This window comes from Brotaphodocola sp. (assembly GCF_983179755.1).
Window position 1 is genome coordinate 27,916 of record NZ_CFAHBC010000006.1, and the last position, 26,502, is coordinate 54,417.

Sequence of the window (26,502 nt, forward strand, 5' to 3'; positions counted from 1 at the left end):
AGAATCTTGACTAACATTTGACTAACGTTTTTTTCAAAATAAAAAATAATTTTTGAGACGAATGAAGGAGAGCACCAATGCTATATCAGATCGTGGACGGAAGTGTGTCACTGGGAGGAAAAACGATTCTCTCTCATATCAATTTTGAGATTCGGGGGAATGAGAAGATCGCGGTTGTCGGACGCAATGGAACAGGAAAGACGACGCTTCTGCGCCTGATCTCGGGCGAATTAGAACTTGACCGCGATGATTGCAGGCAGGGTCTCGGCATTCTGAAGTCGAGACAGCTCACGATCGGGATGCTGCACCAGCATTTAAGCGGGGATCTCGGGCGCACGGTCGAGGAGGAGCTTCTTGAGGCATGCCCGTGCAAGGATCGTTTTGACCGGGAGCGATTCGCTTATGAAATGGAGTATGATCGCCTGTTTACTGGATTTGGATTTTCCAAGGAAGATAAGCAAAAGAGACTTGAGGAATTTTCGGGAGGAGAGCAGACAAAGATCGCGTTTATTCATCTTCTTTTGATGAAACCGGATATTCTTCTTCTCGATGAGCCGACGAATCATCTCGATATTCCGACGGTTCAGTGGCTTGAGGAATATCTGCGAGAATATCCCCATGCGGTTGTGATGGTCTCTCATGACCGCTTTTTCCTTGACCGGACGGCAGAGGTCATCTATGAGGCATCTGGCACGTCTCTGGTGCGCTATGCGGGCAATTACACCCAATACCGCGCAGAGAAACAGCATGCGCTTGAGATCCGAAAGAAGGCGTGGGAGCGTCAGCAGGAGGAGATCAAGCGTCTGGATGAAGTCATTGAGCGCTTCCGTCATAAGCCGACAAAGGCTTCGTTTGCGCGTGCGAAAAAGAAACAGCTTGAGCGCATGGAGCGCGTCAGTGAGCCGAATCCGGAGGAGATGAGAGTCCATTTTAGGGAGATCAGTCCTCTGATTCTCGGGAGCAAGTGGGTGTTCACCGCGGAACACATGAAAATCGGATATGAGAAACCGATTCTCGAACTGTCACTGAGAATCCGCAGAGGACAGAAAATCGGTCTGATCGGTCCAAATGGAGCGGGAAAGAGCACATTTTTAAAGACGGTTGCAGGGTTGCTTCCTCAGATTGCGGGGGAGGGCGGTCCGGGCAATCAGGTGACAATCGGATATTTTGACCAGCATACTGCAGAATTTGCCTCGGACAAGACGGTGTTGGAGCATTTTCATGAACTGTTCCCGGCGATGACGGAGAAGGATGCGAGAAGTGTGCTCGGAGCTTACCTGTTTCGAGGAAAGGATGCGGGACGCAAGGTATCGGAACTTTCCGGCGGAGAGCGCTCGCGCCTTGTTCTCGCAGAACTTTTGCAGAGTCGTCCGAATTTCTTTGTGCTCGATGAGCCGACGAATCATATGGACATTCCGGCAAAAGAAGTTCTTGAGACCGCATTTCAGGCTTACACGGGGACGATTCTCTTTGTCTCCCACGACCGGTATTTTATCCGTCAGGTCGCAGATGCCATGCTGATCTTTGACGGCAGAAGTGCGATGTATCATCCGTTCGGGTATGAGCACTATCTTGAGCGCTGTCGCAAGGAGGCAGAGGGTGTCTCGGTTGCAGAGCAGGTGCGGGCAGAGGATATGGCACTGATTGAGGGGATGCGCGCCGTTCCGAAGGCGGAGCGTCATCGTCTTCGTGAGATTCCGACGGAGGAGGCCTATCTTGACTGGAAACTTCGCCTTGTGTGCGAAAAAATGGAGCCGGCAGAGGAACGTTATGCGATGCTTGAGGAGCGTGTGAGAGACGCAGAGCAGGCGATTTGTGAATCGGAGGCGTATTGGAGAGAGATCACAACCGGAATTATAAGTGCGACGGAAGTCTCAAGGAAGATGGAGACAGAAGCGAATCCATCAGATCAGTCAGATTTGCTGGCTCAAGTTCCAGACCAATCTTCAGACCAAGCCCCAGATTTTGAAACCTTGCGTGCCAAACGGGATCAGGCATGGGAAGTCTGGCATCAGACCTGCTTAGAGTGGTTTGAGAACTGGAATGGAAAAACATTTTGAGAAAAAAGATAGATCTGGGCACTTTACATTTTAGACAAAAATGGATACAATATAATGTATGATTTGAAGCTTATTTTGAGTGATCATGCATGAGATGTGTGCGATTGATTTTTGTCAGGAAACAGGCAAAGCGGGTGGAGGATAGAAAACGTGGAGTATGTCGGAGTAAAGAAAAAACAGGGAAGTATCGTGGAGGTGCTCAAAGATGCCATTCTTTCCGGGGACATTCCGAATGGCACGGAGATGACGCAGAATGAACTTGCACAGAGTCTTGGCGTATCGCGAATGCCGGTGCGCGAGGCGTTGATTCTTTTGGAATATCAGGGATTGATTGATCGTTTGCCGAACAATCATGTCAAAGTGAGTCAGCTGACCGATGAATTTTTCCATCATGTGTTTCGTCATGCCTCTCTTTTAGAGGCGGAGGCGCTTCGGGGATGGCAGAATCCGGAAGAACTTCCAGAGCGGGAGATGGAATTTCATCGCGAAATCTGGAAGAATCATCGTTATAGCTTTTCCAAAAAGGCACTTGAGACGCTGATTGAGATCTATACGGCTTTTGTTGTGAACAGTGGAACGTGTATCGAGAGTGAGCGGAAGCTGATGATGGCGAGGGCGCTGTGGATAGCCGGAAAGCAGGAAGAGGGGACAGAGGCACTCTCAGAATATTTTGAGATGCTTGCAGCTGCGATGATTAGAATGAGAAAAGAGAGAGGGGATGGAACATGTTAGGATTAAAACCGATTCAGCTTCTTCCGGCGCGTGAGCGAGTGGCTTCTGCGCTGAGAAAAGCGATTATATCAAAACAGATTTCTGAGGGAGAAGTGCTTGCACTTGAGACGACGGCTCAGGAGCTCGGTGTCTCGGTGACACCGGTGCGCGAGGCATTTCAGATTCTGTCAAGAGACGGACTGATTGATTTAAAACAGAATAAGGGAGCTGTCGTGCTGGGAGTCAATGAGACGACGATCCGGGAGCACTATCAGGTCCGCGCGGCGCTCGAGAGTGAGGCGTGCGTACTTTGCTGTGAAAATGGGGTGGATCTCGATGCGATCCGCAACTGTGTGGAGTCGGCGCAGGAAGCGCTCGATCAGGACAATGCGGGGGATTATTCGAATTATAACCAGTCGTTTCATTATGAAATCTGGAAGGCATCAGGCAATGAAAAATTGAAAAATATGCTCTCCGAGCTCTGGAACGGTCTGTCAATGGGCGTGAAATCGACAGCGCAGGAGTATGCAACGAAGTCTCTGACAGAGCACAAGGAGATTCTGGAAGCTCTCGAGAAGCGGGATCGTGATCTGGCGAGAAAACGGATGCACCGCCATATCATCCGAAGCATGGAGGATGTGCTGACGCGCTACCGTTAAGGAAGACTCAAAGACTTAAAAATTCAAAATCCCTGTGCACAATGCACAAAAATAAACTCGAAAAAATAAACACAATGCTGAAAACATCAATAACCTATTGACAAATTTGGCATTGTGTTTTATTATGAGCATGCGAAATGGATACATTATTAAATATAAAAAATTAAAGATCACAAAAACGTTTAATATCTGCGGGTTGGCAAGTTCTTCAGCGAACCAACAAGTAAACGAACGAGTAAACCAATCAATCAGGAAGACAAATAAGAATGAAACATCGGAAGCGTTGTAAGAGAGCGTGACAGGGGAGTACTGATTCGGAAGGCGATCGGAGAGAGTATGTATTTGAGGGGTATCCACGAAATCGGCGCCGAAATACCAAAAAGAAACCCGAGAAATGCGTGTATGCATGGGGAAAAGCAGGAGGAGTTTATGAGTCCATCAACCATTACTATTTTGTTTCTTTTGTTTGCGATCGTGATGTTCGTGACAGAGAAGATCCCGTTAGGTGTGACTTCGATGATCGTCTGTATTGGACTTGTCGTCACAAAGGTACTGGATGTAAAGACAGCTTTTGCAGGATTTATTGACAGCAATGTCATCTTGTTCGTCGCAATGTTTATTGTCGGCGGAGCATTTTTTGAGACCGGAATGGCAAATGAGATCGGCGGAATCGTGACAAAGTTCGCGAAGACTGAGAGAATGCTGATTATCGCAATCATGGTGATCGTGGGCGTGATGAGTGGAGTTCTTTCCAACACAGGTACCGCAGCGGTTTTGATTCCGGTTGTAATCGGAATTGCAGCAAAGTCCGGATATTCCCGTTCCAGACTGCTGATGCCTCTGGTATTTGCGGCAGCGATGGGTGGAAACCTTTCCCTGATCGGTGCGCCGGGTAACCTGATTGCACAGAGTGCACTTCAGGAACAGCTTGGAATGTCCTTTGGATTCTTTGAGTATGCGATTGTCGGAGTTCCGATTCTGATCTGTGGAATTCTTTTCTATGCAACGATCGGATACCGTCTGCTTCCGAACCGCGAGCCGAAGGACGATGGTGCATTTGACCAGACTCAGGATTTCAGCAATGTTCCGCAGTGGAAAAAGATTCTCTCCCTCGTGATCCTTGTGCTGACTCTGGCTGCAATGGTTCTCGAGGACAAGATTGGTATCAAGCTGTGCATTTCCGGATGTATCGGTGCTTTGGCTCTGATTCTGACCGGTGTTATCTCTGAGAAGAATGCGCTCAAGTCAATTGACTTAAAGACGATTTTCCTCTTTGGTGGTACGCTTTCTCTTGCATCTGCACTTTCCAAGACAGGAGCAGGAGAGCAGATTGCAGACCTTGTAATCAATGCCCTTGGTGAAAACCCGTCTCCGTATGTGCTGACCTTCGTTGTCTTCATGCTGTGCTGTGTGTTGACGAACTTCATGTCCAATACGGCGACGACGGCTCTGATGGTTCCGATCTGTCTGTCTGTTGCTCAAGGAATGGGAGCTGACCCGAGAGCCGTTCTGATGGCTTGTGTTATCGGTGGTTCCTGTGCATACGCAACCCCGATCGGAATGCCGGCAAACACGATGGTAATCGGTGCAGGCGGATATACATTCATGGACTATGTGAAGTCCGGAGCTCCGTTGATTGTGATTGCGACGATTGTCAGCATGATCATTCTTCCGGTCGCGTTCCCATTCTTCCCGTAAAGAGAGAAGACAAGCCAGGGGATGTGCCTGTTTAGAGACATTCACTGCGAAATAGGCATAATATAACGTATTTTGGGTACAAAAATATGTGAAAAAATTACAAAAAAACACTTGACAAACAACGCAAAACGATATATTATGAAACCACGAAATGGATACATTATTAAATATCAAAGACAACAAATTAAAAACAAACAACAAAATCCAAACAAAAATCAAAAACAAAAAAACATTCACATGAAGAAACAGGAGGTTATGAGATGAGCAAGAAAGAACAGGTTGAACAGCTTACCACGTATATGGCGCATTTTGTAGACCATATCGGTAAGAAACTGCCGGATGACATCATCGCAAAGCTCGATGAGCTGGCAGAGAAAGAGGATAGTCCGCTGTCCAAGGTTATCTACGCAACGATGAAGAAGAATCAGGATCTGGCTGTTAAGCTGAACCGCCCGAGCTGTCAGGATACCGGAGTTCTTCAGTTCTGGGTAAAGTGCGGTACCCAGTTCCCGCTGATCGGTGAACTTGAGGGTCTTCTGAAAGAGGCTGTTGTGAAGGCAACCTTCGAGGCTCCGCTGAGACACAACAGTGTTGAGACTTTCGATGAGTACAACACCGGTAAGAACGTCGGCAAGGGAACCCCGACCGTATTCTGGGACATCGTTCCGGACAGCGACAAGTGCGAGATCTACGCATACATGGCAGGTGGCGGTTGTACCCTTCCGGGTAAGGCAATGGTTCTGATGCCGGGTGCCGGATACGAGGGCGTTACCCAGTTCGTTATGGATGTTATGACTTCTTACGGTTTGAATGCCTGCCCGCCACTTCTGGTTGGTGTAGGTGTTGCAACTTCTGTTGAGACCGCTGCACTGCTTTCCAAGAAAGCTCTGATGCGTCCGTTAGGAAGCCACAATGAGAACGAACGTGCCGCTTACATGGAGAAACTTCTCGAGGACGGCATCAACTCCATCGGTCTTGGACCGCAGGGTATGGGCGGAAAGTACTCCGTAATGGGCGTACATATTGAGAATACCGCACGTCATCCTTCTACGATCGGTGTTGCAGTAAATGTTGGATGCTGGTCTCACCGTCGCGGACACATTATTTTCGATAAGGATCTGAACTATACCATTACTACACATTCGGGGGTAACATTATAATGATCGAGATTAGAGATGGAAAGAAAATTCTGGTAACACCGGTAAGTGATGAAGATTTAAAGGATATCCATATTGGAGATATCGTATATCTGACAGGTAGCATGACAACCTGCCGTGACGTAGCACATCGTCGTCTTGTAGAGGAGCATCGCCCGCTTCCGGTAGATGTTCGCAACAACGCCATTTTCCACGCTGGCCCGATCATCCGTCCGCTGGAGAATGACAAGTTTGAGATGGTTTCCGTAGGTCCGACCACTTCCATGCGTATGGAGAAGTTCGAGAAAGAGTTCGTAGAGCAGACCGGAGTAAAGGTTATCATCGGTAAGGGCGGTATGGGCCCGAACACCGAGTATGCCTGCAAGAACTTCAAGGCGATCCATTGTGTATTTCCGGCCGGAAACGCAGTAGTAGCTGCTACTGAGGTTGAGGAGATTGTTCGTGCCGAGTGGCGTGATCTGGGTATGCCGGAGACGCTGTGGAACTGCCGAGTTAAGGAGTTCGGTCCGCTGATTGTCTCCATCGATGCAGATGGTCGCAACATGTTCGAGGAGAACAAGGTGATCTTCAACGAGCGCAAGGATAAAGCCGTAGAAGAGATCTGCAAGCACGTTGGATTCATCAAATAAGATTAAATGAGACTTATTTAATTCAGATCAACATGAGATCAACACAACCAAACACAAAACCAAGAAATGATATACTGCCTGATAATGTAAAAAAATCAACTGCATACATACAGAATCGAATCGGAATGTGATGAAATCTTCGATTCTGGAATAAAAAGGATTTCCGGCACTTCTGCCTTCTTCCAATTTCTGCCAAAACTGGAGGGAGACACACCGGAGGTCCTTTTTTTATTGACTCTATGTCAATCGCTGGGGGAGATTGACAAATGAGAATGAAACGCGTATAATCGGTTCTAAATAGAATAGTTCTAAAAAGAACTATTCTATTTGATAAAGTAATAAAAAGCAACAAACAGAAATAGTAGAGAGATCGAAATACAGAGGAAGGGATAGGGAGCGCAGGATGGATATAAAAAATCATGGAAATTATTGTACGGTGATGCGCGGGACATTCAAACTTCAGGAACTCTATCAGGAACCGGTTCGCAGGCAGTATGGGCTGTCAAAGGTGGAGATTGTGATTGTCAATTTTCTCTACAACAATCCACAGCGCGATACGGCGAGTGAGATTGTGCGTATGAGGATGCTTCAGCGAGGAAATGTCTCTCAGGGAGTGGAAGCCTTGATTCAGAAAGGATTTCTCAAGCGGACGGAAGATCCAAAAGATCGGAGACGGATTCATCTGTCGCTGACTGAGAAGGCAACTCCGCTCGTCACGGCGGTTGAGGCACAGCAGGAGAAGATGCTCGCGCAGATTTTTGCAGGCTTCGATGAAGAAGAAAAGAATCTCTATCAGGAGATGAATCGGAGAATCGAGGAGAATATTCTGGTGGGGCTTGAAGCGAATCCACAGAGGGACGGAGGCTGTGGAGAGAGCGGAACGAGTAGTGAGTGTGGAACTTGTGGAAGATATGGAAAACGTGAGGAATATGGGGAGGAAGAAAATGCAGAACGATAAAAGTTTTCTTGGAAAAGAGCCGGTCGGGAGACTCCTCTTTCAGTTGGCAATTCCGACGGTGATGGCGCAGATCATCAATATGCTCTACAATGTCGTGGATCGAATTTATATCGGACATATTCCGGGGAGCGGGGCACTCGCACTGACCGGAGTCGGCGTGTGCATGCCGATTATTCTGATTGTGTCGGCATTTGCATCGATGGTCGGCTCGGGTGGTGCGCCAAGAGCGACGATTGCGATGGGAAAGAATGAAGAGGATCAGGCGGAACAGATACTTGGAAACTGTGTGACGCTTCAGTTGATCATTTCGGTGATCCTGACAACAGTTCTGTTGACGTTTGGACGGCGGATTTTGCTGGCATTCGGCGCAAGTGAGAACACGATCGAATATGCCTGCGAGTATTTGAATATCTATGCGATCGGAACGATCTTCGTACAGTTGACGCTCGGCATGAATACGTTTATCACGGCGCAGGGATTTGCCAAGATTGGCATGCTGTCTGTGCTGATCGGCGCAGTTGCAAATATTGTGCTCGATCCGATTTTTATTTTTAAATTTGGGATGGGAGTGCGCGGAGCCGGTCTTGCGACCGTGATTTCTCAGGCAATGTCATGCACCTGGGTGATGTCGTTTCTTCTTGGAAAGAAGACGTATCTGAGAATTAAGAGAAGAAATATGAGACTTAAGAAAAATGTTGTAGTGCCGACACTGACGCTTGGACTTGCGGCTTTTATCATGCAGTCGAGTGAGAGTATCATTTCGGTCTGCTTTAACTCCTCCCTGCTTCGCTATGGCGGAGATCTCGCTGTCGGAGCGATGACGATTCTCACAAGTGTGATGCAGTTTGCGATGCTTCCGCTTCAGGGACTTGGACAGGGTGCACAGCCAATCATCAGTTATAACTACGGCGCACACAATGCAAAGCGTGTGAAGGAGACATTCGGACTTCTCGTCAAAGTCAATCTCTGTTACTCGATCATTCTGTGGCTCTGCGTTCAGCTGTTTCCGGGGACGTTTGTATCGATGTTCACCTCAGATGCGCAGTTACTGACATTTGGAAAATCAGCATTGCGCATCTATATGGCGGTGATGTTTGTGTTCGGAATTCAGGTTGCCTGTCAGCTCACATTCAGCGCACTCGGAAATGCGAAAGCCTCAATCATGGTGGCAGTCATGCGAAAATTTATTCTGCTGATTCCGCTGATTTATTTGCTTCCGCATCTGTTTGCAAAGAATCCGCTGATGGCAGTTTATCTGGCGGAGCCGGTTGCAGATACGCTTTCTGTGATCTTTGCAAGCACGCTGTTTGCATTCCAGTTTAAAAAAGCTGTGAGGGAGATGGAGGGTGAATAAAAAATCCGTTCCTATTCTTCGGTATAAGAAGGGAACAGGAACGGATAAAAGTGGGCAGTGGTGATTGGATGATTGTGCAAGATTAATTACCGGCGGTGACTACTGTCGATGAGGTTGTAGAACTCGTGTCCGTTGTCGGTGCGCTCTGGGAGACATTCTCAGGTGTCGGGGAGGTCAGACTTCCATTTCCTGCCTGAACACCCGGACCACCGGTCTGGGAAGAAGCGCCGACCGTAGGAGTTGCAGAGACGGAGTGATTTTGACTGCCTGCCGGTCCGACTGTGGAGGTGGAAGAACCATTTCCGGTTCCAACCTGACCGATGTAGTTTTTAAATGCGAGCTCGACGCAGACATTTCCGGAAATTCCGTTTACGGATGCAGTCTCAGTCGGTTGCCAGATCGTGCGGTTTGCAAACTGATTGTTCGTGGAACCGTAACGTGCAAGCCAGATGTCATAAGGAATCTGAGAGGTATCCATCTCAGTGCTCAGCTTGTTGAAGTCGCTGTATACAATCGGGGTGTAGCCGTTGTCTGCGATCACCTGACAGAACGCATTGATGACATCGGTCAGCTCCTGAACCGACAGTGTGAGGATGTAGGGGGATTCGATGTCGACGGCGATCGGGAAGTTTACGTTGTAGTTTCTTGCGGTATCGACAGCGAACTGACCGGCTTTTCTTGCCTCCTCGACGGTCTTGGTCTGGAGGTAGATGTAGGGAGCAGTCTTGATGCCATGAGCACTCGCCTGACGCATATTCTGGTCGAAGGTCTCGTCCATCGTGATCTGCCCCTCGTAGCCGTAGGAGACCATGCGGACGAAAGCGAACGAGATGTCATCGCTTGCAACCTTTGCCCAGTCGATGTTTCCCTGCCATTTGGAGACGCTGATTCCGCGCATCAGAACGCCGTCAATCGGGTTGCCCGATGCGTCGACATACTGCCCGTTGATCTTGTGCCATGCCTGGTCTGCGATGAAGGATGAGGCAGAAGAAGAGCCGGTAGCAGGGCTGACGTTTGAAGGGGAGGCGATGGAAGCACCGCTTCCTGCGACGATAGTTCCAGCGTAAGAGGAGAAAACAGGCTGTGCACACAGACAGAGACTGAGGCAGGCGACTGCAAATTTTTTTATGTACATGTGAGTTACCACCTTTCGTAAGATGGTAACAGTATACACCTTTTTTGATGTAACTGCATTTACAATTCCATTACATCTATTACAATTTTATGAAATTCTTTTTTACAAATCGCATATCCTGCAAAATTTTTCATTCAAAAAATTTGAATTACAATCCGATTTAAGTCGACGCTCGCGGAGATTTGGCGCGTGATTTTAATTCCATCTCAAAACATCTCGGAAGTCTCGAAAATCACGATTCGCTCTCTCGGATTATGTCCCTCAAACAGATCCTGACAGTCAATCTCATCATAAAATTCCAGTTCGTTTACCGTCATCAGATAGGCGAGATACTCGTCCTGCGGGTAGTAAAAAAAGAGCTTGATGTTTCGCGGATTTTTGTAGTAGGAGTCGAGGACTCTCGCGAGAACACTCTTTAAAATTTCAGTGGAAAACGGATTAAAAAAGAAAATTCGGTTGATTTCGGGAGCGACCAGATACTGCTCAGCGTTTGCAAGCACAAATTCTGTCCGGGCGCCGGAGACTGCACTTTCTTTATTTTTGCATGCCTCTGCATTGATCCGTTTATCATACTCGATCCCAATCGCCCGACATCTGGTTTGGTAGGCGAGAAAGAAGTCAACCCGCCCTTTTCCACATCCGTAGTCGAGAAGAACGTGATTCTTACGGATCTCCCCACTGTTTGCGAGCCGTTCAAGAACCGTGTAGGGAGTCGGTTCATAGGGGTAGCAGTACTGATCTGCGTTTGAGTCATCCCGCCCGGTGGTATGGATTTTCAGAAGTTTGTCCCATTTGTTTTCCTGATCTTGTGTCTGAGCCATAAAATAAAATCCTCATAGTTTGTAAATTTTTGTCTTTTAACTATTTTATCATAAGCGAAATCTTCCAGATTTTCAAATTTTCTTCAGCTTCTTTTCTGGTCTTCTTGTGCGCAAGACCGTATAAATTCACCGGAAAATGTCCATCCTTACATTCAGAGTTGCTGTTTGGACTTGGGATTCACACTCCCTATCAAATCTGCGGAGGTAAAGGATATGCCTGTCTATAAGGTGGAAATTTGTGGCGTGAATACATCAAAGCTCCCGTTGCTCACAAATGAGGAGAAGGATGCTCTTTTTATGCGGATCGCAAAGGGGGATAAGAGTGCCAGAGAGCAGTATATCAAGGGAAATCTGCGTCTGGTATTAAGTGTTATTCAGCGCTTTGCCGGCAGTCAGGAAAATATTGATGATCTGTTTCAGATCGGCTGTATTGGGTTAATCAAGGCGATTGATAATTTTGATCTCTCCCAGAATGTGAGATTTTCGACGTATGCGGTACCGATGATTCTCGGGGAGGTGCGCCGTTATTTAAGGGATAACAATTCGATCCGCGTCAGCCGTTCCCTGCGGGATATTGCATATAAGGCGATCTATGCCAGGGAGGCACTGACGCGCCGTCTCTCAAGAGAGCCTTCGATCTCGGAGATTGCAGAGGAGCTCGGGATGAGCAAGGAGGAAGTCACCTATGCGCTTGATGCGATTCAAAGCCCGGTCAGTCTTTATGAGCCGATCTATACGGATGGAGGAGATCCTCTCTATGTGATGGATCAGATCAGTGACAAGAAACATTTAGAAGAAAACTGGGTCGAGGATCTTTCGCTTCGGGAGGCGATGAAACATCTGCCGGGACGGGAACGTCACATCATCGATATGCGTTTTTTTGAGGGAAAAACCCAGACCGAGGTCGCGGAGGAAATCCATATCAGTCAGGCACAGGTGTCGAGACTGGAAAAGAGTGCGCTCAGGACGATGAAAAATTATTTGAGTTGAGGAAATCATTTACAAATCACTTGCTCTGCGATATACTAAATGAAAACAGAGAATTTTATACATTAAAGTGCTAGAGTAAAATGAAAAATACAAAAGAACTGAGAAAGGCAGGAAAGAAATATGTTAAAACAGGTGTCTGTTTTTGGCGAGAATTCAAAGGGAACCTTGCAGAAAATCACCAGTATTTTGGCGGAGGCTGAAATTAATATCTGGGGGTCTGTCACGAACGACAGTGCGGAGTTTGGAATCATCCGCATGGTTGTCTCCGATCCGGAAATGGCACAGGAGAAGCTCACAGAGGCAGGTTATATGTGTCGTCTGAGCAATGTACTCGGCGTTGAGGTGGCAGATGAGGTTGGAAATTTGAATCGTCTCCTGCTTGCGCTCTCCGAAAGCAACATCAGCATCAATTACATGTATCTCTCGTTTAACAGAGATTCCGGCAAACCGGTTATGGTCTTCAATACGGACGGCATCTGGGAAGTTCAGGAATGCCTGAAGTCTAAGGGATATAATCTGATCTAGTTAAAAAATTTTACAAAAAAACTCTCATGGATCTGTGACGTTGAAATATTGCAAATACAGACTTATGAGAGTTTTTTTGAAATTATCAAATAAAATGTATCAAAATCATATAGAAAATCGTACCTCCGGCGATCGAGAGAAGCATCTGGCGTTTCCAGAGATGAATGATTGTCGTCGCAATGATGGCGAGAAACTCCGGTGCGCCGTGTGTGCCATGAAGAAGGTCAACGTTTTTCAGGCAGTATACAACAAGCATACCAAAGACTGCGGAAGGAAGATATTTTCCAATGTACTGGATAAATGCGGGTGTCTCCCGTTTCTCCGAGAAGATAAAAAATGGAAGAAAGCGGGTTGTCATTGTCGCAAGGATGCATAAGCTGATTGTGATAATTTGTTGTGGAATGGTCATGAGATGAGCCTCCTGTCTACTTGATACTTAATCCTGTTAGGCTGAAATTTTCGCCGTAAATTCTTTTACCTTGTTTTGCCTGCTGCAATTTCTTTTATTGTGCTTTCTTTCAGAGTTGTTTCTTTGTTCGTGATTTCCTCTTCCATGTGCTCAATCGGTTTGCGGAACACAGCGAGCAGAATGATGATCGTGATCATCGTCGGAATCATGAAGGTGTTCGCTCCGAAGCCGAAAAGGCAGAGTGCAGAGACGGAAAGACCGATGATTGCGGAAACATGATTTTTTTCTTTGAGCCACTGCTCCAAAAAGATCACAACGAACATCGAGGTCATGACGAAGTTGATTCCGGTAGTGTCAAAGGTCAGCAGAGAGCCGATCAGTCCGCCGAGAGTGGCTCCGAAAACCCAGTAAATCTGATCTAGGAGGGTGACGAAAAAGAAAAACCATCCACGATCAACACCTTCGGGAATCTCTGCGGAACAGTTGATTGAGAAAGTCTCATCGCACATTCCAAAAATCAGATAAAATTTTTTCCATCCGAGTCCCTTGAATTTTTCTAGCATCGAGAGACCGTAAAAGAGATGACGCGCCTGAATCAGAAATGCCATGATAAATACCTGAACTGGTGCGAAAGGGCTTAATAGCATCTCAACAGCGACAAATTCGAGGGAACCTCCGTAGATCAGCATGCTCATCATCAGTGGATAAAAGAAAGAAAAGCCGGAAGCGTTCATATAGATGCCATATGCCATACCGAGAAAACAGAACCCGGTAAAGATTGGAATCGTGTGTGGGAATGCGGTCTTGAACGCCAGTCGTTTCATAAGATAGCTCCTTTGTATAAAATTTTGTGATCCTCAGTTTTTTTATTTTTCAAGGGTTTATTATACTACCTGTGAAATTTATTTGTAAACAGAAAAAAGGATAAGGGCAGAGAAGACTGAGAACCAGAAAAGGAAGGCGAGTTATCTGTAATACGGTTACAATCTTGTGTCCTCTGTACATTTGGAATGAGATGGTTTAAGATGAAACGTGAAAATAAAGAAGTAGTATACAAAGTAGAAAAAGCCAAAAAATGTAGGAAATGTAGAAAAGGTAGAGAAAACCAGAAAAATCTAAGAAAACAGAACAGAAAATGAATGCGCGAAAAGCCCACGCCTTTAGGTGTGGGATGGATAACAGAAAGTTTTTGAATTAAAAAAGGACAGGAAGATATCGTGTTTTCAGAAAACAATCAAATAAGACAGAATGAGGAAGATGCGAAGCAGGTGTTTTGCATGGAGGAAAATGATGAATCGAACAGAACTTTTTGCACTCGTGAAAAAAAATTATCAGGTGGAGCCGGACTATCCGTGGCGGGATACAAATGCAGTGCTTCGCCATCGTGATACAAAAAAATGGTTTGGAGTAGTCTTGAGCGTGGAAGGGGAAAAAATTGGTCTGGCAGATCAGGATGTGCTAGATCTTTTGAATATCAAGTGTGATCCGATTTTGATTGGTTCGTTGATCACGCAGGAGGGATTTTTCCCGGCTTATCACATGAACAAAGAAAACTGGATCAGCATTCTTCTGAGCGAGGAATCGGAGGAGATTTTTAATCAGCAGATAGAAAATCTTCTGGATTTGAGCTATGAGCTGACAATCGAAAAAAAGAAGACGAAGAAAACAAATGCAAAGAAAAAGAAGGTGGAGTAAAGAAGGGCAAAGCAAATGAAAGCTCAAAAACCCGCTTTTAAATTTTGCAAAGAAGTGTATAATGGAATCAGCGCTGAAGGTTCCGGACATAATTTCCGAACAGGATTTCCGTGCAAAATGACCGGACGGAATGGAAAGGATAAATAGGATTTTTATGAAAAGAACGTATTTGATTGACAGTGAAAATATCAATGATGTATGGGTGGAAATCCTTGATGCCCTTGAAATCGGGGACTGCATCATGGTTTTTTTCACAGATAAAAGCGCACACATGGGATACGACCGAATTGTTCGCCTGATGGAGCTTGAAAAAGGAACGGTAAAATGGATTCGCTGTTTTGGCGGTCAGAATGCTCTCGATTTTCAGCTGGTTACCGAGCTCGGTCATCAGATTTGTCAGGATCAGGAATGCGAGTATGTGATTGTCTCAAACGATACCGGATATGATTCGGTTGTTCGCTACTGGCAACAGAGAGGATGCAGTGTCAGCCGGATGAAAGGAATGGAGTGCACAAAACTTGCGAGCAGGATGAAGAAACAGCGCCAGGAGGAACCCGGTATTTCGATTTTCTTGAAGAAGAAAACGTTTGGGGAAGTGACTCCAGAAGCAGTAAATTCAGAAGTAGTATCTTCAGAAAATTCGGAAAAGGCGGTTTCGGAAAAAATCGTTTCTGAGCAGGGCGATTTTGAAAACGCGGTTTCTGAGAATGGATTTTCGAAGGATCAAATTTCTGAGAGCGAAGCGATTGCAGAGACGGCAAGCTCAGGCTTCGAAGAAAAGCAGAGCGTGCAGGTGCAGCCTGCTCAGATGAACACCCAGGAAGATACTCAGAAAAGTCTCCAGAAAAATGCTCAGAAAAATGTTCAGAAGAGCGCGGTGGCAAATTTTGTGAAGGAGATTGTGGACGAGGCGAAGAAGTCAGTTTCTGCTTCCGTTGAGATCGGAAACGAAGAAAAATCGGAAAATCTGGAATCTGAGTCGGATGCCTGCGATGGCGCAGAATCGGAGAAACCGAACCGGAGAAAGAGAAGACGGGGAAAGTCCTCAGCCGTGCTTGCAAAAACGCTTTTTGACAAGGTGGCAACGCCTGAGCGCAAGGCGCAGGTGGAATCGCTGACAGATACCGCAAAGACGGCTCTGGGAGTGGTTTTAGAGACAGCATCGGAGATGATCGCAGAGCAGATCGCAGAAAAGAATTCCGAGAAGAATTCTGAAAAAAATACGGAGAAAAATTCCGAGAAAAGCGCTGGGAAAAAGACCGAGAAAAAAGTGGAGAAGAGCGCAGAAAAGAGTGTAGAAGAGAACACTCAGAAGGCTGAGAAGGCTGAGAAAAAGACAGAAAAGAATGCCGGAAAAAGTGCAGAGAGACATACCGAGAAACTCGCAGAGACAAAATCAGAACCTGCACCGGAATGTGCTGTGACAAAACCGGATTCTGAGGAAACTCTAAAGAAAACGGAAAATAAAACAGAGGAATCCGTGATCGAGTATCCGGAACTTGAGGATGAGAGAGATTTGAACTATGATCCGGACGAGGATCAGGATGAAGATTCCGAGGAAGAGCCAAATGAAGATCGAAATGATGGTCAGAATGAGGCGCAAAAATTATGCAGTGCTGATGCAGAGAACCTGGCACAGAATTCTGTGCAGAAGGATGTTCAGGAAAAAGAATCCGAGAACAGGAAGAATGCAGAGAATTTAGAGAATGCAAAAAAATCAGAGCTTGCAGAAAAGCAGGGAGAGTCGGAAGCATCAGAAGAGACAGAGGCGCAGAGACTGGCATCATACACGCCGTGTCAGCGCTCAGTTCTCAGAATTTTCCGCGCAAGCGGAAGCACAGATCCGCACCAGGATCTCAAGTTTTTCATGGATATTTGTGGGACGGTGAAACTTTCCAACATGTCGATGGTTCACAATATGCTCGAGTATCAGTTCGGTCAGGCAGTGGGAAACAGTCTCTATCGCTATCTCAAGGAGAATCCGGAGTGTAAGGAAGAACTTTCTGCCGGATACAGCAACCGCAGAAAGCAGAGGGAGAGAGAGTATCTTGACCTGATTTTAAAAAGAAATCAGATTGAGATTCAGGAAGAGGCGACAGAGATGATCTGGAAGATTTTAAGCGGACTTCCGCGCAAGAATCTCAGTGGAATTCACACGGCTCTGGTGAAAAAATTTGGTCAGGAAATCGGAAGCGGTTACTATGCGGTGCTTCGCAACCATGTGAAAATTATTCGCAATCTGTAAGGGACAGAGAAGAGTCGTCAGGAAGCAAGGGACGAGAAAACGAAAAACCGAAAAACCAAAAATCAGAGATCAAGAATCGAAAGAGAAAAAACAACAGTAAAGTAAAATTAAAAAGCAAAATCAAAAAGTAAAATCAAGAAGTGAAAACCAGAAAACTGGAAATGAGGAAATGCCATGAAGATGCAACTTGCGAGACTGATGGATGCGATGATCGGTTATGATCAGGGGGATGCAAAGAGAATTCAGCATTTTGTGAAAGTGCACGATTTTGCAACCGCGATCGGAAAGTTAGAAGGACTTGATGAGGAGACGCAGTTTATTTTGGAGAGTGCGTCGATTCTGCATGATATTGGCATTCATATCAGTGAACAGAAATATGGTTCAAGCAGTGGAAAATATCAGGAGTTGGAGGGTCCGGCAGAAGCCGAGAAACTCATGCGGGAGGTTGGCGGTTACACGGAGGGTCAGATGGATCGGATCAAGTATCTGATCGGTCATCACCACACTTACCATGAGATCAACGGAATGGATTATCAGATCCTGGTAGAAGCGGATTTCCTTGTGAATCTTTATGAGGACGGGGAATCAAAGGAGACGGCAGAGGCAGTATGCGGTCGGATTTTCCGCACAAAGACGGGAATCCGTTTTCTGTCGCAGATGTTCGGAATTTGATGGATTTGGTTCGGATTTGAGAAAATAAAATATGTCCGCTTTAGCGCAAGATGGGCGATTGGCATGAAGAAGAAACGTTCGCATGCCAGTCGCCTGTTTTTTATATGATAAGAAATTGCGTCCTATGACACAAAATGGTTTCGCAAGAATGCACTTCATTAATGAATTCGCAATCTTTTTTCCGTGATAAAATCAGAATTCTTCGGTATGCTTGTGGCAGAGAAGGGGTGGTGGAAGTGATTGAAGCTGTAATTCGCGAGAAACTGAGAGAAATTAAGGAAACGGAGCGGGTGAAAATCATTATGGCAGTGGAGTCGGGAAGTCGTGCATGGGGATTTGCTTCGCCCGACAGTGACTATGATGTGAGATTTGTCTATGTTAGAGAACCGGAAGAGCTTCCGGCGGAACTGAAACCGATCATCGATGATCTGCTTGAGCAAAAGAAGAAACTGCCAGAGATGGGAATTGCTCCTAGAATTCGGGAACTTGATTGGTTTATTGAGAGTGAGATTGAGCGAATCAAGCAGGTCACAGATCAGGCGGAGAGCAAGGAAAACGACTGGGAGGCGCTGAACCAATTTTTTTGTAAACAGGTGGGAATTAAACCACAGGTTCAATGACAGGTTGCGCTTTTTGCATTATAATAAAAGAACAATGACAGCGGAAAGTAAGGGTAGATTGTCTGAGTAAAAAATGATAAAATAAAGTCGTGTTTGTGGGTGGGAAGGAAAAACGGAGGAGAAGCTATGGAACCGATTTATATGTCGATTCAGCAGAAAGAAACGGGAAACCGAATCAGAGCCCTTCTGAAAAAGAATGGCTATACGGTAAGGGACATCCAGGGCGCTATGGGATTTGAAAATCCGCAGGCGATTTATAAATGGCTGTCCGGAAAAACACTGCCGAGTCTTGACAATCTCTTGATTTTGAGCCGAGTACTGCACACCACTATGGAAGATATCCTCGTCATTGACGGGGATATTTTTTGTATGATAAGAAATTGCATCCTATCATACAAAAACGCTCCGCAAAGATGCCTATCGGTTTATTGCGTTCTAAGAGTGCATCGCTTAGGCGTTTGCTGATTTATTTTGAATATCTTCAGACACATCATCAACCGCATTATTAGGGGAAGGGAGACAGAACACGTATGATAAAAAACTTCTGGCAGTTTGAGTCTTTTTCGCCGTTTTCACTTTCGTACATGTACATTGATTACAAAGCGTATCTTGCGGATGCCCTGTTTGCCCAGGAAAAATTAAAGTGGAAAATCACGCATGAGATGGATCGGGAGGACTTGCCGTACTGTGTGATTTTCTGCAAAATTCGTAAGCGGGATCAGAAACGGTTTGTGCAGGTGATGGAAAAACTTGCAAATAAAGCCCTGCTTTGCGTTGGCGGGGAGTATGAGAAGTATTGCAAAGAGATGGATGCGATGATTTTTCAGCATTTGACAGAAGAAGTGAGTGCAGGCACAGAAAATTAAAAACGGGAACAAAATAAAATTTGTGTATGATTGGCAGAAAATCGGTCGCAAAGGTAAGGGCGAGAGAAAGTCCAAAGTATATCAAACAGGCAGGGAGGAAACGAGCATGGGAGCAGAAAAGAAAAAGTATGTTTCAATGGATAAGAGGAGCAAGCGTGAGCAAAAAGAATATTATTCAAGCATGAGGTGCGGGTGGAACGGTTTGAATCCGGCGACGAGAACGATGCCGAATGGAAAGGCATATCGGAGAAACAAGGCAAAACAGGAAGAGCAAAGACTCAGCAGAGAATTTCGGGGAGGAAGTTCTGCTGAGTCTTTTTCTTTACTGTATGTTTAAGGCACTCAGAATTTCCTCACAGATTTCCTCTGCGCTCTTGCCGTCTGTGGCGACGGTGATGTCTGCGACAGACTCGTAACGACTGCGTCGTTTTTCCATCAGACTGCGGATGTAGTCTACATTCATGTTGTTGTTTAAAATCGGGCGGTCGGTGTTGTCTTTCACGCGCTCATAGACGGTCTCCGGAGTTGCGGTCAGGAGTACAATGCGTCCGCACTGCTTCATGATTTGGGTGTTCTCTTCGCGCATCACGGCACCGCCTCCACAGGAGACGATCATCGGGGAACACTGGGAGAGATCCTTTAAAAGAGTGGTTTCGAGATCACGGAAATAAGACTCTCCGTGTTTGGCAAAAATATCCGGGATCGACATGCCTTCCTCTCTTGCGATTGTCTCGTCCATCTCCATCTGGTCAACAGGAAGCATTTTTTTGAGCTGGGTTGCGATCGTGCTTTTTCCAGCCCCCATAAATCCGATCAGGAAAATATGGGAATTCAGTTCGAGATTGTTGCTATATTTTGCCATAAAAATAATCCTTTCTCACTTTCGTAAAAATAGTGGTTCGCTTGCCATTTCCCCTGTTGAGAAATTTTGTAATTCCCTACCTATAGAGGAGGGGGGACACCCACTCTGAGTTATTATAGCAGGCGCAGAATGGAATAACAAGTTGCTAACTTCAGAAAAGAGTAGCAATATAAAAAACAATATGCTATAATAAGTAGTATTGAAAACCAGATATTGAGGGGAAATGATTCGAGAGGAGAATTTTGAGACTATGAGTTATAAAGTGACAGGAGACAGCTGTCTCGATTTGACAAAGGAGATGAAGCAGAATCCGCACTTTCAGATGGTTCCGCTGACACTTCAGGTGGATGATCATATGGTGATTGATGATGAGACATTTGATCAGAAGGCGTTTATCAAGATGGTGAAGGAGAGTCCGAATTGTCCGAAGACCGCTTGTCCGTCGCCGGAGGCGTTTAAGAATTCTTATGAAGGAGATGCAGAGGATGTCTATGCAATCCTCCTGTCAAGTCATTTGAGTGGATGTTACAATAGTGCCACGGTCGGAAAAGATATGTACGAGGAAGAGCACGGTGCAGATCATAAAAATATTTTCGTGCTGGATTCCGAGTCCGCGTCTGCGGGAGAATTGAATCTTGTGCTCTATGTTCGTGATATGTATGAGCAGGGAATGAAATTTCCGGAGATTTCCAAAAAACTCGTGGAGCTTCGCGATCGCCAGAAGACGTATTTCGTGATCGACTCCTTAGAGCCACTGCGCAAAAATGGTCGTCTGACTGGACTTCAGGCATTCTTTGCGACTGCGCTGAACATCAAGCCGGTTATGGGTGCGGATCACGGTACAATCATCAAACTGGAACAGGCAAGAGGAATCAATAAGGCATTCTCAAGAATGTGCGAGATCGCTGTGCGTGAGGCGGAGAATCCGTCCGAGCGTCGTGCGGTGATTGCTCACTGCAACTGCCCGGATCGTGCTGAGTATGTAAAGAATGAGCTGATGAAGCGCGCTACATTCAAAGAGATCGTGATCACGGAGACGGCCGGAGTTGCAACCGTTTATGCCGGAGATGGTGGTATCGTGCTCGCAGTCGTATAACTCAGAGTGGATGTGCTGTCGTTCGTGCACAGCCCTGATAGATATTTCGTTCTTTAAAGCGTCTGGTGAGCGTGTTGAGCACCAGGCGCTTATTTGCGCTCCAGAGTGGGGCGATGAGAAGGCTCCTGGGACCATCTCCGGTAAGCCGGTGAATCGTGATCTCGGGTGGAAGGATGCTCACGCAATCAATAACAAGGTCAAGGTATTCCTCCATTGAGAAAACAGGAAATGGCTGAGTCTCATAAAACGTGGAGAGATCTGTGCCTCGCAGAATGTGGAGAAGCTGGAGCTTGATCCCCTGAATGTCCTGCTTGCCGAGCCAGGAAACGGTCTCAAGCATATCCTCACGGCTTTCTCCGGGGAGTCCGAGGATCACATGGACGATGACTTCAAGACCGTGGATGCGAAGATGTCGAAGTGCGTCCTCAAAGCAGGAGAGCGGATAACCGCGCCGAATAAAACGGGCGCTTTTCTCGTGAATTGTCTGAAGACCAAGCTCAATCCAGACCGGCTTGATCTGGTTTAGTTCCTCGCAGAGATCAATCACCTCGTCGGAGAGACAGTCGGGGCGGGTTCCGATCGCAATCGCCTTGACGGAAGGGTGGGAGATTGCCGAGGAGAAGAGAGTTCTCAGGTAGGAGACCGGAGCGTAGGTGTTTGTGTAGGACTGAAAATAGGCGAGGTAGGCTTCCGGTGATTTTCCCATCTTGTGACTGACTCGTGTGATCGCCTCCTCAATCTGAGCGTGGACGGCGGAGGAGATCGCTGTATTGGAATCTATATTTGAATCAAGGCTTAATTTAGTCGCGAAATCACCCGAACCGCCTTCACTGCAAAAGATGCATCCGCGCGCTCCGAGTGTGCCATCACGATTCGGGCAGGTCATCCCGCCGTCGAGGGCGATCTTGTATACCTTTGTTCCAAAGCGTTTCTTGAGTTCCCAGTCGAGGGAGTGATAAGGTTTTCCGTTCCAGTCCATTAGTATTGTATTGACCTCTCATTTCTTCTGAATTTTTTTCTGAAATCTTTAATCTTTATTAAAGATCATCATGAATCATCATAATCGGAAAGTGAAAATTCTTCAAGCAAAGGATTTTAGTTGAATTTTTTGCTGTCGTACAAAAATGTATCAATTTCAAAGAATATCGTATTGTTACCGCTTGACGAAATGTGATATACTTTTAGCGTCTTCCGGAGAAGAAAATCCGACCGGTTCAGACGCTAAAAAATGGGGCTTATTTGATTATATAAAAAATGGAGGAGAAGGATATGAGATCAGAAGAGACACTGCAGTTGCTCGAGACTGAGGGAGCAAAACATCTGATGAGACAGCTTTATGGGGAGACAGCAGAAGAGAATGTCAATCGCTATCGCCATGTTGTGCAGAAGTTTCACGATACATTCGGAGATCAGGATATGATGCTGTTCAGCTCTCCGGGAAGAACAGAGATCAGTGGAAACCACACCGACCATAATCACGGAAAAGTGCTTGCAGGAAGCATTAATCTGGATTGTGTGGCAGTCGGAGCAATCAACCACTCCTCAAAAGTGAATATCATCAGCGAGACGTTCAACCAGGACCTGACAATTGACCTGAATGATCTGACACCGAGCCAGAAGAAGGCTGGAACCGTTGATCTGATTAAGGGACTGCTCAAGGGATTTGAGGAGAGCGGATACAAGATTGGCGGTTTTGATGCCTACATTACGAGCAATGTCATCAGCTCTGCGGGAGTGAGTTCTTCTGCGTCATTCGAGATGCTTCTGTGTTCGATGATCAATCGTTTCTTCAATGAGGGACGGATGGACACCGTCGCCTATGCTCATATAGGAAAGTATGCAGAGAACGTATACTGGGACAAGGCTTCCGGATTGCTTGACCAGATGGCATGCGCAGTCGGCGGTCTGATCACGATTGATTTCCTGAATCCGAACGAGCCGAAGGTGGAGAAGATCGATTTTGATTTTGCATCCCGGAATCACAGTCTGATCATCGTTCAGACCGGACGTGGACATGCCGATCTGAGTGCGGATTACTCAGCAGTACCGGCGGAGATGAAGAAGGTTGCAGAATATTTTGGAAAAGAGGTTTGCGCACAGATTACGGAGGAGCAGTTGATTGAGCATTTGAAGGAGGTCCGCGAGTACGCCGGAGATCGTTCTGTTCTCAGAGCCCTTCATTTCTTTGAGGAGAATAAGCGTGTCGAGGCTGAGGTCAAGGCGCTGAAAGAGGGACGCTTTGAGGATTTCCTGAAGAATGTGACAGCTTCCGGAAATTCTTCCTGGAAATGGCTTCAGAACTGCTACACCAATACCAACTATCAGGAACAGGGAATTTCGATTGCCCTCGCCCTGACAGAATTGTTTATAGAGGAGAAAAAGCGGGGAGCCTGCCGTATTCACGGTGGCGGATTTGCAGGAGTCATTATGGCGATGTTGCCGAATGACCTTGTGGACGAGTATGTGGCTTTCATAGAAAAAGCACTCGGTGAGGGAAGTGCATACCGGATGACAATCCGTCCTTACGGGGCAATCTGCGTCAATGACGAGATTTGATGAGACTGAAAAAATATTTACATCTTTTATGTTACCTGGTTCTGATTCTGGTCTGTGCCGGAGTGGTCTATCTGCTAGGAGAACTTGGCGGTAGTCACCCGGGCACGGGCAAGGAGACGGAACACTCTGCACAGACGCCGGAAGAATCGACGGGAGGCACTGGTGCGGGGGAGACTTCACAGCCGGAGACCGATGAATCATCTGATAGATTTTCAGATGGCTCAGAGGATTCCGAGACCGAAAATGGGGAAGCCGGGCAGGAGGAATCTTACGAAGCCTGGCTTTCTGATGTTTTAAAACGCAACCCGCAAAAAGGCAGTATCGGCGGGAAAAAGCGCGGGGCAGGAAAGAAGAATGACAGGTCAGATGATTCTGAGACAAAAAACGAGAACTCTGAGGAGTATGTTCCGCCGACAATCATGATCGTCTCCGATCTCCACTATATGAGTGGGACGATGCACGATGACGGGACGGCTTTCTGGAAGATGGTTGCAGATGACGACGGAAAGACGAGTCAGTACAGCGATTTTCTGATGGATGCACTCGCGGACACCGTTCTTGAGAAAAAGCCGTCCGCTCTTGTGTTGACCGGGGATATCACGCTCAATGGAGAGAGGGAGAATCATGAAAAGCTCGCCAAGCGCCTCCGTGCGATTCAGGATGCCGGTGTTCCGGTTGTCGTGATCCCGGGAAACCATGACATCAGCAACAAGAATTCAGCAACGTATTTTGGGAAAGAGAAAGAAGAGGCAGAATACCTGCATTCAGGGGAGGAATTCTACGAGATCTACCACGAATTTGGTTTTGATCAGTCCCCGAACCGGGACCCAAGTTCGCTGAGCTATGTCTATCCGGTTGATGCAGGGCATTGGCTTTTGATGCTCGATTCGTGCCAGTATGAGAATGGAAATAAGGTTGGAGGTCGGATTCGGCCGGAGACGCTTACTTGGCTTGGTGTGCATCTTCGCGTCGCACAGGAGCATGGGATCGAAGTGCTTCCGATGGCACATCACAACCTGCTCTCCGAGAGCCGGATGTACACCTCCGAGTGTACGCTTGAGAACACGTATGATACCGTAAATCTGCTTGAGTCCTACCACGTTCCGCTCTATATCAGCGGTCACCTGCATGCAGAGCGAATCAAGAAGCACAAGCCGGAACCCGGAACTTCTGCGGACGATTATGGCGTGTCGGAGATCGTGATGCCTCCGTTTTCGATTCCCGCATGCCAGTATGGAATCTTGAGCTGGGATACCGAGGGTGGCATGCATTTTGAGACAGAGAAGCTCGATGTCGAGGCATATGCAAAAAAAGTCGGAAGCACTGATGAACATCTTCTGAATTTTTCGACCTGGTCGCCGGGCTTTGTCAAGGGGATTATCAAAAATCAGGTGATGAAGACGATCACACTCGTGCCTGACGATCTGAAGGCGGAGATGGCGGGACTTTACGCCGATCTCTATTACGATTATTGTTGCGGAAACAAGATGAGCTGGGAGCCGGTGCGGGCGACAGCGGGATATAAGCTGTGGCAGAGAGTTTTGCCGGATAATGTATATACGAAGAGGATTGCACAGATGATCGAGGATGTGCGGGATGATCTGCACATCTGGGATTCGCCGGCATCCCAATAGAATTTCATTACGATTTCGTAGGGTTCATCAGGATTCCTGCTGGATTTTTTCAAATATGAATCCAGCAGGAATCCTGTACCCTGCCCAATCAGAAGAATGTTTGCTATTTTTATACAAATGCGATATAGTGAGCACGGAACGAAGAAATAATATGGGTAGCAAAGACGCTACAAAAATTCACAGACAGAATGAGATAGGATATAAAGAAATCGTTTTGTATGTGCTTTTTTTGCGCCTTTCAAGGAGAAATTATGGCAACGCAGGGTATTAAAAACATCAAAAATCCATTTTTAAAAGTGCTCGTGGAATATGGAATGATCACGGTCAGCATCTGGATCATGGTAGTCGGAATCTATTTCTTCAAGTTTCCGAACAACTTTGCATTCGGCGGTGTGACCGGATTTTCCTCAATCGTCGGAAATGTGACACCGATCAGTGCGAGTGATTTTACGTTTGTGGCAAACACGGCTCTGCTTGTTCTGGGATTTATTTTTCTCGGAACCGATGTCGGAATCAAGACGGTCTACTCGAGTATGCTGATGTCATTCAGTCTTTCGGCGCTGGAGCGAATCTGTCCGCTCTCGGCACCGTTGACCGACCAGCCGATGCTCGAGCTTGTCTTTGCGATCTTTCTTCCGGCGGTCGGCTCTGCGATCCTCTTTAACATCGGGGCATCGAGCGGAGGAACGGACATCATTGCAATGATTTTGAAGGCACACTCGAGCCTGAACATCGGCACAGCACTTCTGTGCGTCGATGTGGCTTCGGTGCTGATGTCGTTTTTCGTCTTTGGACCGACGACGGGACTTTATTCCTCTCTCGGACTGATGGCAAAATCACTTGTGATCGATGAGGTAATTGAGAACATCAACCTCTGTAAATGTTTTACGATCATCTGCGATGATCCGGACCCGATCTGCGAGTACATCATCCACGATTTGAACCGCAGTGCGACGACGTACAAGGCGCAGGGAGCATTTACACATCACAATAAGACCGTGATTCTGACGACAGTCAAGCGCGGACAGGCCGTCTGGCTTCGCAATTACATTCGAAAGAAAGAGCCGGATGCATTTATTCTGATCTCAAATTCAAGTGAGATCATCGGAAAGGGATTTCTTCAGAGCTGATCAGGCATTCCTGTACACGC

At 46.6% G+C, this 26,502-nt stretch carries 27 protein-coding genes; 21 read left to right on the plus strand and 6 right to left on the minus strand.

The window, feature by feature from the left end; translation table 11 throughout:
* The first annotated feature begins 77 nt into the window (after positions 1-77).
* The 8 genes from abc-f (at position 78) to AC4EVX_RS04110 (ending at position 9,226) form a co-directional block, all read left to right on the plus strand.
* Positions 78-2,060, plus strand: a complete 1,983-nt coding sequence (gene abc-f / locus AC4EVX_RS04075) for a ribosomal protection-like ABC-F family protein (RefSeq protein ID WP_490159633.1) — start codon at positions 78-80, stop codon at positions 2,058-2,060.
* A 150-nt stretch (positions 2,061-2,210) separates the two neighbouring features.
* The gene (locus AC4EVX_RS04080; protein ID WP_490159634.1) at positions 2,211-2,792 is read left to right on the plus strand and encodes a GntR family transcriptional regulator; all 582 of its coding nucleotides are present in this window, start codon (positions 2,211-2,213) and stop codon (positions 2,790-2,792) included.
* Positions 2,786-3,430 carry an FCD domain-containing protein gene (locus AC4EVX_RS04085; protein WP_177977620.1) on the plus strand — a complete coding sequence of 215 codons (645 nt, stop codon included), beginning with the start codon at positions 2,786-2,788 and terminating at the stop codon, positions 3,428-3,430. Before AC4EVX_RS04080 ends, AC4EVX_RS04085 begins: the two co-directional genes overlap by 7 nt.
* A 429-nt stretch (positions 3,431-3,859) precedes the next feature.
* On the plus strand, positions 3,860-5,128 hold the full coding sequence (locus AC4EVX_RS04090; protein WP_177977621.1) for an SLC13 family permease: 1,269 nt from the start codon (positions 3,860-3,862) through the stop codon (positions 5,126-5,128).
* Positions 5,129-5,388: 260 nt separating this feature from the next.
* Positions 5,389-6,288, plus strand: a complete 900-nt coding sequence (gene ttdA, locus AC4EVX_RS04095) for a L(+)-tartrate dehydratase subunit alpha (RefSeq protein ID WP_177977622.1) — start codon at positions 5,389-5,391, stop codon at positions 6,286-6,288.
* Positions 6,288-6,914: a L(+)-tartrate dehydratase subunit beta gene (ttdB, locus tag AC4EVX_RS04100; RefSeq protein WP_177977623.1), complete on the plus strand. Its 627-nt coding sequence runs from the start codon at positions 6,288-6,290 to the stop codon at positions 6,912-6,914. The genes ttdA and ttdB overlap by 1 nt, the downstream gene beginning before the upstream one ends.
* A 403-nt stretch (positions 6,915-7,317) precedes the next feature.
* Positions 7,318-7,872 (plus strand): MarR family transcriptional regulator, encoded by a 555-nt coding sequence (locus AC4EVX_RS04105; protein WP_177977624.1) that lies wholly within the window; start codon positions 7,318-7,320, stop codon positions 7,870-7,872.
* Positions 7,859-9,226, plus strand: a complete 1,368-nt coding sequence (locus tag AC4EVX_RS04110; RefSeq protein WP_177977625.1) for an MATE family efflux transporter — start codon at positions 7,859-7,861, stop codon at positions 9,224-9,226. Before AC4EVX_RS04105 ends, AC4EVX_RS04110 begins: the two co-directional genes overlap by 14 nt.
* 82 nt (positions 9,227-9,308) lie before the next feature.
* Here AC4EVX_RS04110 and AC4EVX_RS04115 read toward each other — a convergent pair whose 3' ends face one another.
* The gene (locus AC4EVX_RS04115) at positions 9,309-10,361 is read right to left on the minus strand and encodes a GH25 family lysozyme (RefSeq protein WP_490159635.1); all 1,053 of its coding nucleotides are present in this window, start codon (positions 10,359-10,361) and stop codon (positions 9,309-9,311) included.
* Between the two features lie 206 nt (positions 10,362-10,567).
* The gene (locus AC4EVX_RS04120; RefSeq protein ID WP_177977627.1) at positions 10,568-11,182 is read right to left on the minus strand and encodes a class I SAM-dependent methyltransferase; all 615 of its coding nucleotides are present in this window, start codon (positions 11,180-11,182) and stop codon (positions 10,568-10,570) included.
* Between the two features lie 213 nt (positions 11,183-11,395).
* Here AC4EVX_RS04120 and sigG point away from each other — a divergent pair, with 213 nt between their 5' ends.
* Together sigG and AC4EVX_RS04130 are read left to right on the plus strand one after the other, a co-directional pair.
* Complete coding sequence (gene sigG / locus AC4EVX_RS04125) at positions 11,396-12,172, plus strand: RNA polymerase sporulation sigma factor SigG (protein ID WP_177977628.1); 777 nt, start codon at positions 11,396-11,398, stop codon at positions 12,170-12,172.
* 120 nt (positions 12,173-12,292) lie between these two features.
* Positions 12,293-12,697 carry an amino acid-binding protein gene (locus tag AC4EVX_RS04130; RefSeq protein WP_177977629.1) on the plus strand — a complete coding sequence of 135 codons (405 nt, stop codon included), beginning with the start codon at positions 12,293-12,295 and terminating at the stop codon, positions 12,695-12,697.
* Positions 12,698-12,782: 85 nt separating this feature from the next.
* On the opposite strand, the gene AC4EVX_RS04135 is transcribed toward AC4EVX_RS04130, so the two are convergent.
* Both AC4EVX_RS04135 and AC4EVX_RS04140 read right to left on the minus strand, forming a co-directional pair.
* Entirely contained in the window at positions 12,783-13,106 is a 324-nt protein-coding gene (locus AC4EVX_RS04135) for an AzlD domain-containing protein (protein WP_177977630.1), read from the minus strand.
* A 65-nt stretch (positions 13,107-13,171) separates the two neighbouring features.
* Positions 13,172-13,930, minus strand: coding sequence for an AzlC family ABC transporter permease (locus AC4EVX_RS04140; protein ID WP_177977631.1), 759 nt, complete (start codon positions 13,928-13,930; stop codon positions 13,172-13,174).
* A 466-nt stretch (positions 13,931-14,396) separates the two neighbouring features.
* Between AC4EVX_RS04140 and AC4EVX_RS04145 the strand changes: the two genes are divergently transcribed.
* The 7 genes from AC4EVX_RS04145 (at position 14,397) to AC4EVX_RS04175 (ending at position 19,541) form a co-directional block, all read left to right on the plus strand.
* Positions 14,397-14,801 (plus strand): MmcQ/YjbR family DNA-binding protein, encoded by a 405-nt coding sequence (locus tag AC4EVX_RS04145; RefSeq protein ID WP_177977632.1) that lies wholly within the window; start codon positions 14,397-14,399, stop codon positions 14,799-14,801.
* 154 nt (positions 14,802-14,955) lie between these two features.
* Positions 14,956-17,046 carry a PIN domain-containing protein gene (locus tag AC4EVX_RS04150; RefSeq protein WP_490159636.1) on the plus strand — a complete coding sequence of 697 codons (2,091 nt, stop codon included), beginning with the start codon at positions 14,956-14,958 and terminating at the stop codon, positions 17,044-17,046.
* 180 nt (positions 17,047-17,226) lie between these two features.
* On the plus strand, positions 17,227-17,718 hold the full coding sequence (locus AC4EVX_RS04155) for an HD domain-containing protein (protein ID WP_490159656.1): 492 nt from the start codon (positions 17,227-17,229) through the stop codon (positions 17,716-17,718).
* A 239-nt stretch (positions 17,719-17,957) separates the two neighbouring features.
* On the plus strand, positions 17,958-18,338 hold the full coding sequence (locus tag AC4EVX_RS04160) for a DNA polymerase beta superfamily protein (RefSeq protein ID WP_490159657.1): 381 nt from the start codon (positions 17,958-17,960) through the stop codon (positions 18,336-18,338).
* A gap of 126 nt (positions 18,339-18,464) precedes the next feature.
* Positions 18,465-18,803 carry a helix-turn-helix domain-containing protein gene (locus AC4EVX_RS04165; RefSeq protein WP_177977635.1) on the plus strand — a complete coding sequence of 113 codons (339 nt, stop codon included), beginning with the start codon at positions 18,465-18,467 and terminating at the stop codon, positions 18,801-18,803.
* Between the two features lie 65 nt (positions 18,804-18,868).
* Positions 18,869-19,204, plus strand: a complete 336-nt coding sequence (locus AC4EVX_RS04170) for a hypothetical protein (RefSeq protein ID WP_177977636.1) — start codon at positions 18,869-18,871, stop codon at positions 19,202-19,204.
* A gap of 106 nt (positions 19,205-19,310) precedes the next feature.
* Positions 19,311-19,541: a hypothetical protein gene (locus tag AC4EVX_RS04175; RefSeq protein WP_177977637.1), complete on the plus strand. Its 231-nt coding sequence runs from the start codon at positions 19,311-19,313 to the stop codon at positions 19,539-19,541.
* On the opposite strand, the gene AC4EVX_RS04180 is transcribed toward AC4EVX_RS04175, so the two are convergent.
* Positions 19,527-20,066, minus strand: a complete 540-nt coding sequence (locus AC4EVX_RS04180; RefSeq protein WP_177977638.1) for a shikimate kinase — start codon at positions 20,064-20,066, stop codon at positions 19,527-19,529. The two genes, AC4EVX_RS04175 and AC4EVX_RS04180, sit on opposite strands and share 15 nt — an antisense overlap.
* 250 nt (positions 20,067-20,316) lie before the next feature.
* On the opposite strand from AC4EVX_RS04180, the gene AC4EVX_RS04185 reads away from it, so the two are divergent.
* Positions 20,317-21,162, plus strand: a complete 846-nt coding sequence (locus AC4EVX_RS04185; protein WP_177977639.1) for a DegV family protein — start codon at positions 20,317-20,319, stop codon at positions 21,160-21,162.
* Between the two features lies 1 nt (position 21,163).
* Here the strand turns inward: AC4EVX_RS04185 and mnmL are convergent, their stop codons facing one another.
* Positions 21,164-22,141: a tRNA modification radical SAM protein MnmL/YtqA gene (gene mnmL, locus AC4EVX_RS04190; RefSeq protein WP_490159637.1), complete on the minus strand. Its 978-nt coding sequence runs from the start codon at positions 22,139-22,141 to the stop codon at positions 21,164-21,166.
* 290 nt (positions 22,142-22,431) lie between these two features.
* On the opposite strand from mnmL, the gene AC4EVX_RS04195 reads away from it, so the two are divergent.
* From AC4EVX_RS04195 to AC4EVX_RS04205, 3 genes are all read left to right on the plus strand, one after another.
* The gene (locus tag AC4EVX_RS04195; protein WP_177977641.1) at positions 22,432-23,718 is read left to right on the plus strand and encodes a galactokinase; all 1,287 of its coding nucleotides are present in this window, start codon (positions 22,432-22,434) and stop codon (positions 23,716-23,718) included.
* Entirely contained in the window at positions 23,718-25,352 is a 1,635-nt protein-coding gene (locus AC4EVX_RS04200; RefSeq protein WP_490159638.1) for a metallophosphoesterase, read from the plus strand. Before AC4EVX_RS04195 ends, AC4EVX_RS04200 begins: the two co-directional genes overlap by 1 nt.
* A 266-nt stretch (positions 25,353-25,618) precedes the next feature.
* On the plus strand, positions 25,619-26,482 hold the full coding sequence (locus AC4EVX_RS04205) for a YitT family protein (protein WP_177977691.1): 864 nt from the start codon (positions 25,619-25,621) through the stop codon (positions 26,480-26,482).
* Positions 26,483-26,502 lie beyond the last annotated feature (20 nt).

Bases quoted from the DNA above. Each gene is read 5' to 3' on its own strand.
- abc-f (WP_490159633.1), top strand. From the start codon at position 78: ATGCTATATCAGATCGTGGACGGAAGTGTGTCACTGGGAGGAAAAACG.
- AC4EVX_RS04085 (WP_177977620.1), top strand. From the start codon at position 2,786: ATGTTAGGATTAAAACCGATTCAGCTTCTTCCGGCGCGTGAGCGAGTG.
- AC4EVX_RS04090 (WP_177977621.1), top strand. From the start codon at position 3,860: ATGAGTCCATCAACCATTACTATTTTGTTTCTTTTGTTTGCGATCGTG.
- ttdA (WP_177977622.1), top strand. From the start codon at position 5,389: ATGAGCAAGAAAGAACAGGTTGAACAGCTTACCACGTATATGGCGCAT.
- ttdB (WP_177977623.1), top strand. From the start codon at position 6,288: ATGATCGAGATTAGAGATGGAAAGAAAATTCTGGTAACACCGGTAAGT.
- AC4EVX_RS04105 (WP_177977624.1), top strand. From the start codon at position 7,318: ATGGATATAAAAAATCATGGAAATTATTGTACGGTGATGCGCGGGACA.
- AC4EVX_RS04110 (WP_177977625.1), top strand. From the start codon at position 7,859: ATGCAGAACGATAAAAGTTTTCTTGGAAAAGAGCCGGTCGGGAGACTC.
- AC4EVX_RS04115 (WP_490159635.1), bottom strand. From the start codon at position 10,361: ATGTACATAAAAAAATTTGCAGTCGCCTGCCTCAGTCTCTGTCTGTGT.
- AC4EVX_RS04120 (WP_177977627.1), bottom strand. From the start codon at position 11,182: ATGGCTCAGACACAAGATCAGGAAAACAAATGGGACAAACTTCTGAAA.
- sigG (WP_177977628.1), top strand. From the start codon at position 11,396: ATGCCTGTCTATAAGGTGGAAATTTGTGGCGTGAATACATCAAAGCTC.
- AC4EVX_RS04130 (WP_177977629.1), top strand. From the start codon at position 12,293: ATGTTAAAACAGGTGTCTGTTTTTGGCGAGAATTCAAAGGGAACCTTG.
- AC4EVX_RS04135 (WP_177977630.1), bottom strand. From the start codon at position 13,106: ATGACCATTCCACAACAAATTATCACAATCAGCTTATGCATCCTTGCG.
- AC4EVX_RS04140 (WP_177977631.1), bottom strand. From the start codon at position 13,930: ATGAAACGACTGGCGTTCAAGACCGCATTCCCACACACGATTCCAATC.
- AC4EVX_RS04145 (WP_177977632.1), top strand. From the start codon at position 14,397: ATGAATCGAACAGAACTTTTTGCACTCGTGAAAAAAAATTATCAGGTG.
- AC4EVX_RS04150 (WP_490159636.1), top strand. From the start codon at position 14,956: ATGAAAAGAACGTATTTGATTGACAGTGAAAATATCAATGATGTATGG.
- AC4EVX_RS04155 (WP_490159656.1), top strand. From the start codon at position 17,227: ATGCAACTTGCGAGACTGATGGATGCGATGATCGGTTATGATCAGGGG.
- AC4EVX_RS04165 (WP_177977635.1), top strand. From the start codon at position 18,465: ATGGAACCGATTTATATGTCGATTCAGCAGAAAGAAACGGGAAACCGA.
- AC4EVX_RS04170 (WP_177977636.1), top strand. From the start codon at position 18,869: ATGATAAAAAACTTCTGGCAGTTTGAGTCTTTTTCGCCGTTTTCACTT.
- AC4EVX_RS04175 (WP_177977637.1), top strand. From the start codon at position 19,311: ATGGGAGCAGAAAAGAAAAAGTATGTTTCAATGGATAAGAGGAGCAAG.
- AC4EVX_RS04180 (WP_177977638.1), bottom strand. From the start codon at position 20,066: ATGGCAAAATATAGCAACAATCTCGAACTGAATTCCCATATTTTCCTG.
- AC4EVX_RS04185 (WP_177977639.1), top strand. From the start codon at position 20,317: ATGAGTTATAAAGTGACAGGAGACAGCTGTCTCGATTTGACAAAGGAG.
- mnmL (WP_490159637.1), bottom strand. From the start codon at position 22,141: ATGGACTGGAACGGAAAACCTTATCACTCCCTCGACTGGGAACTCAAG.
- AC4EVX_RS04195 (WP_177977641.1), top strand. From the start codon at position 22,432: ATGAGATCAGAAGAGACACTGCAGTTGCTCGAGACTGAGGGAGCAAAA.
- AC4EVX_RS04200 (WP_490159638.1), top strand. From the start codon at position 23,718: ATGAGACTGAAAAAATATTTACATCTTTTATGTTACCTGGTTCTGATT.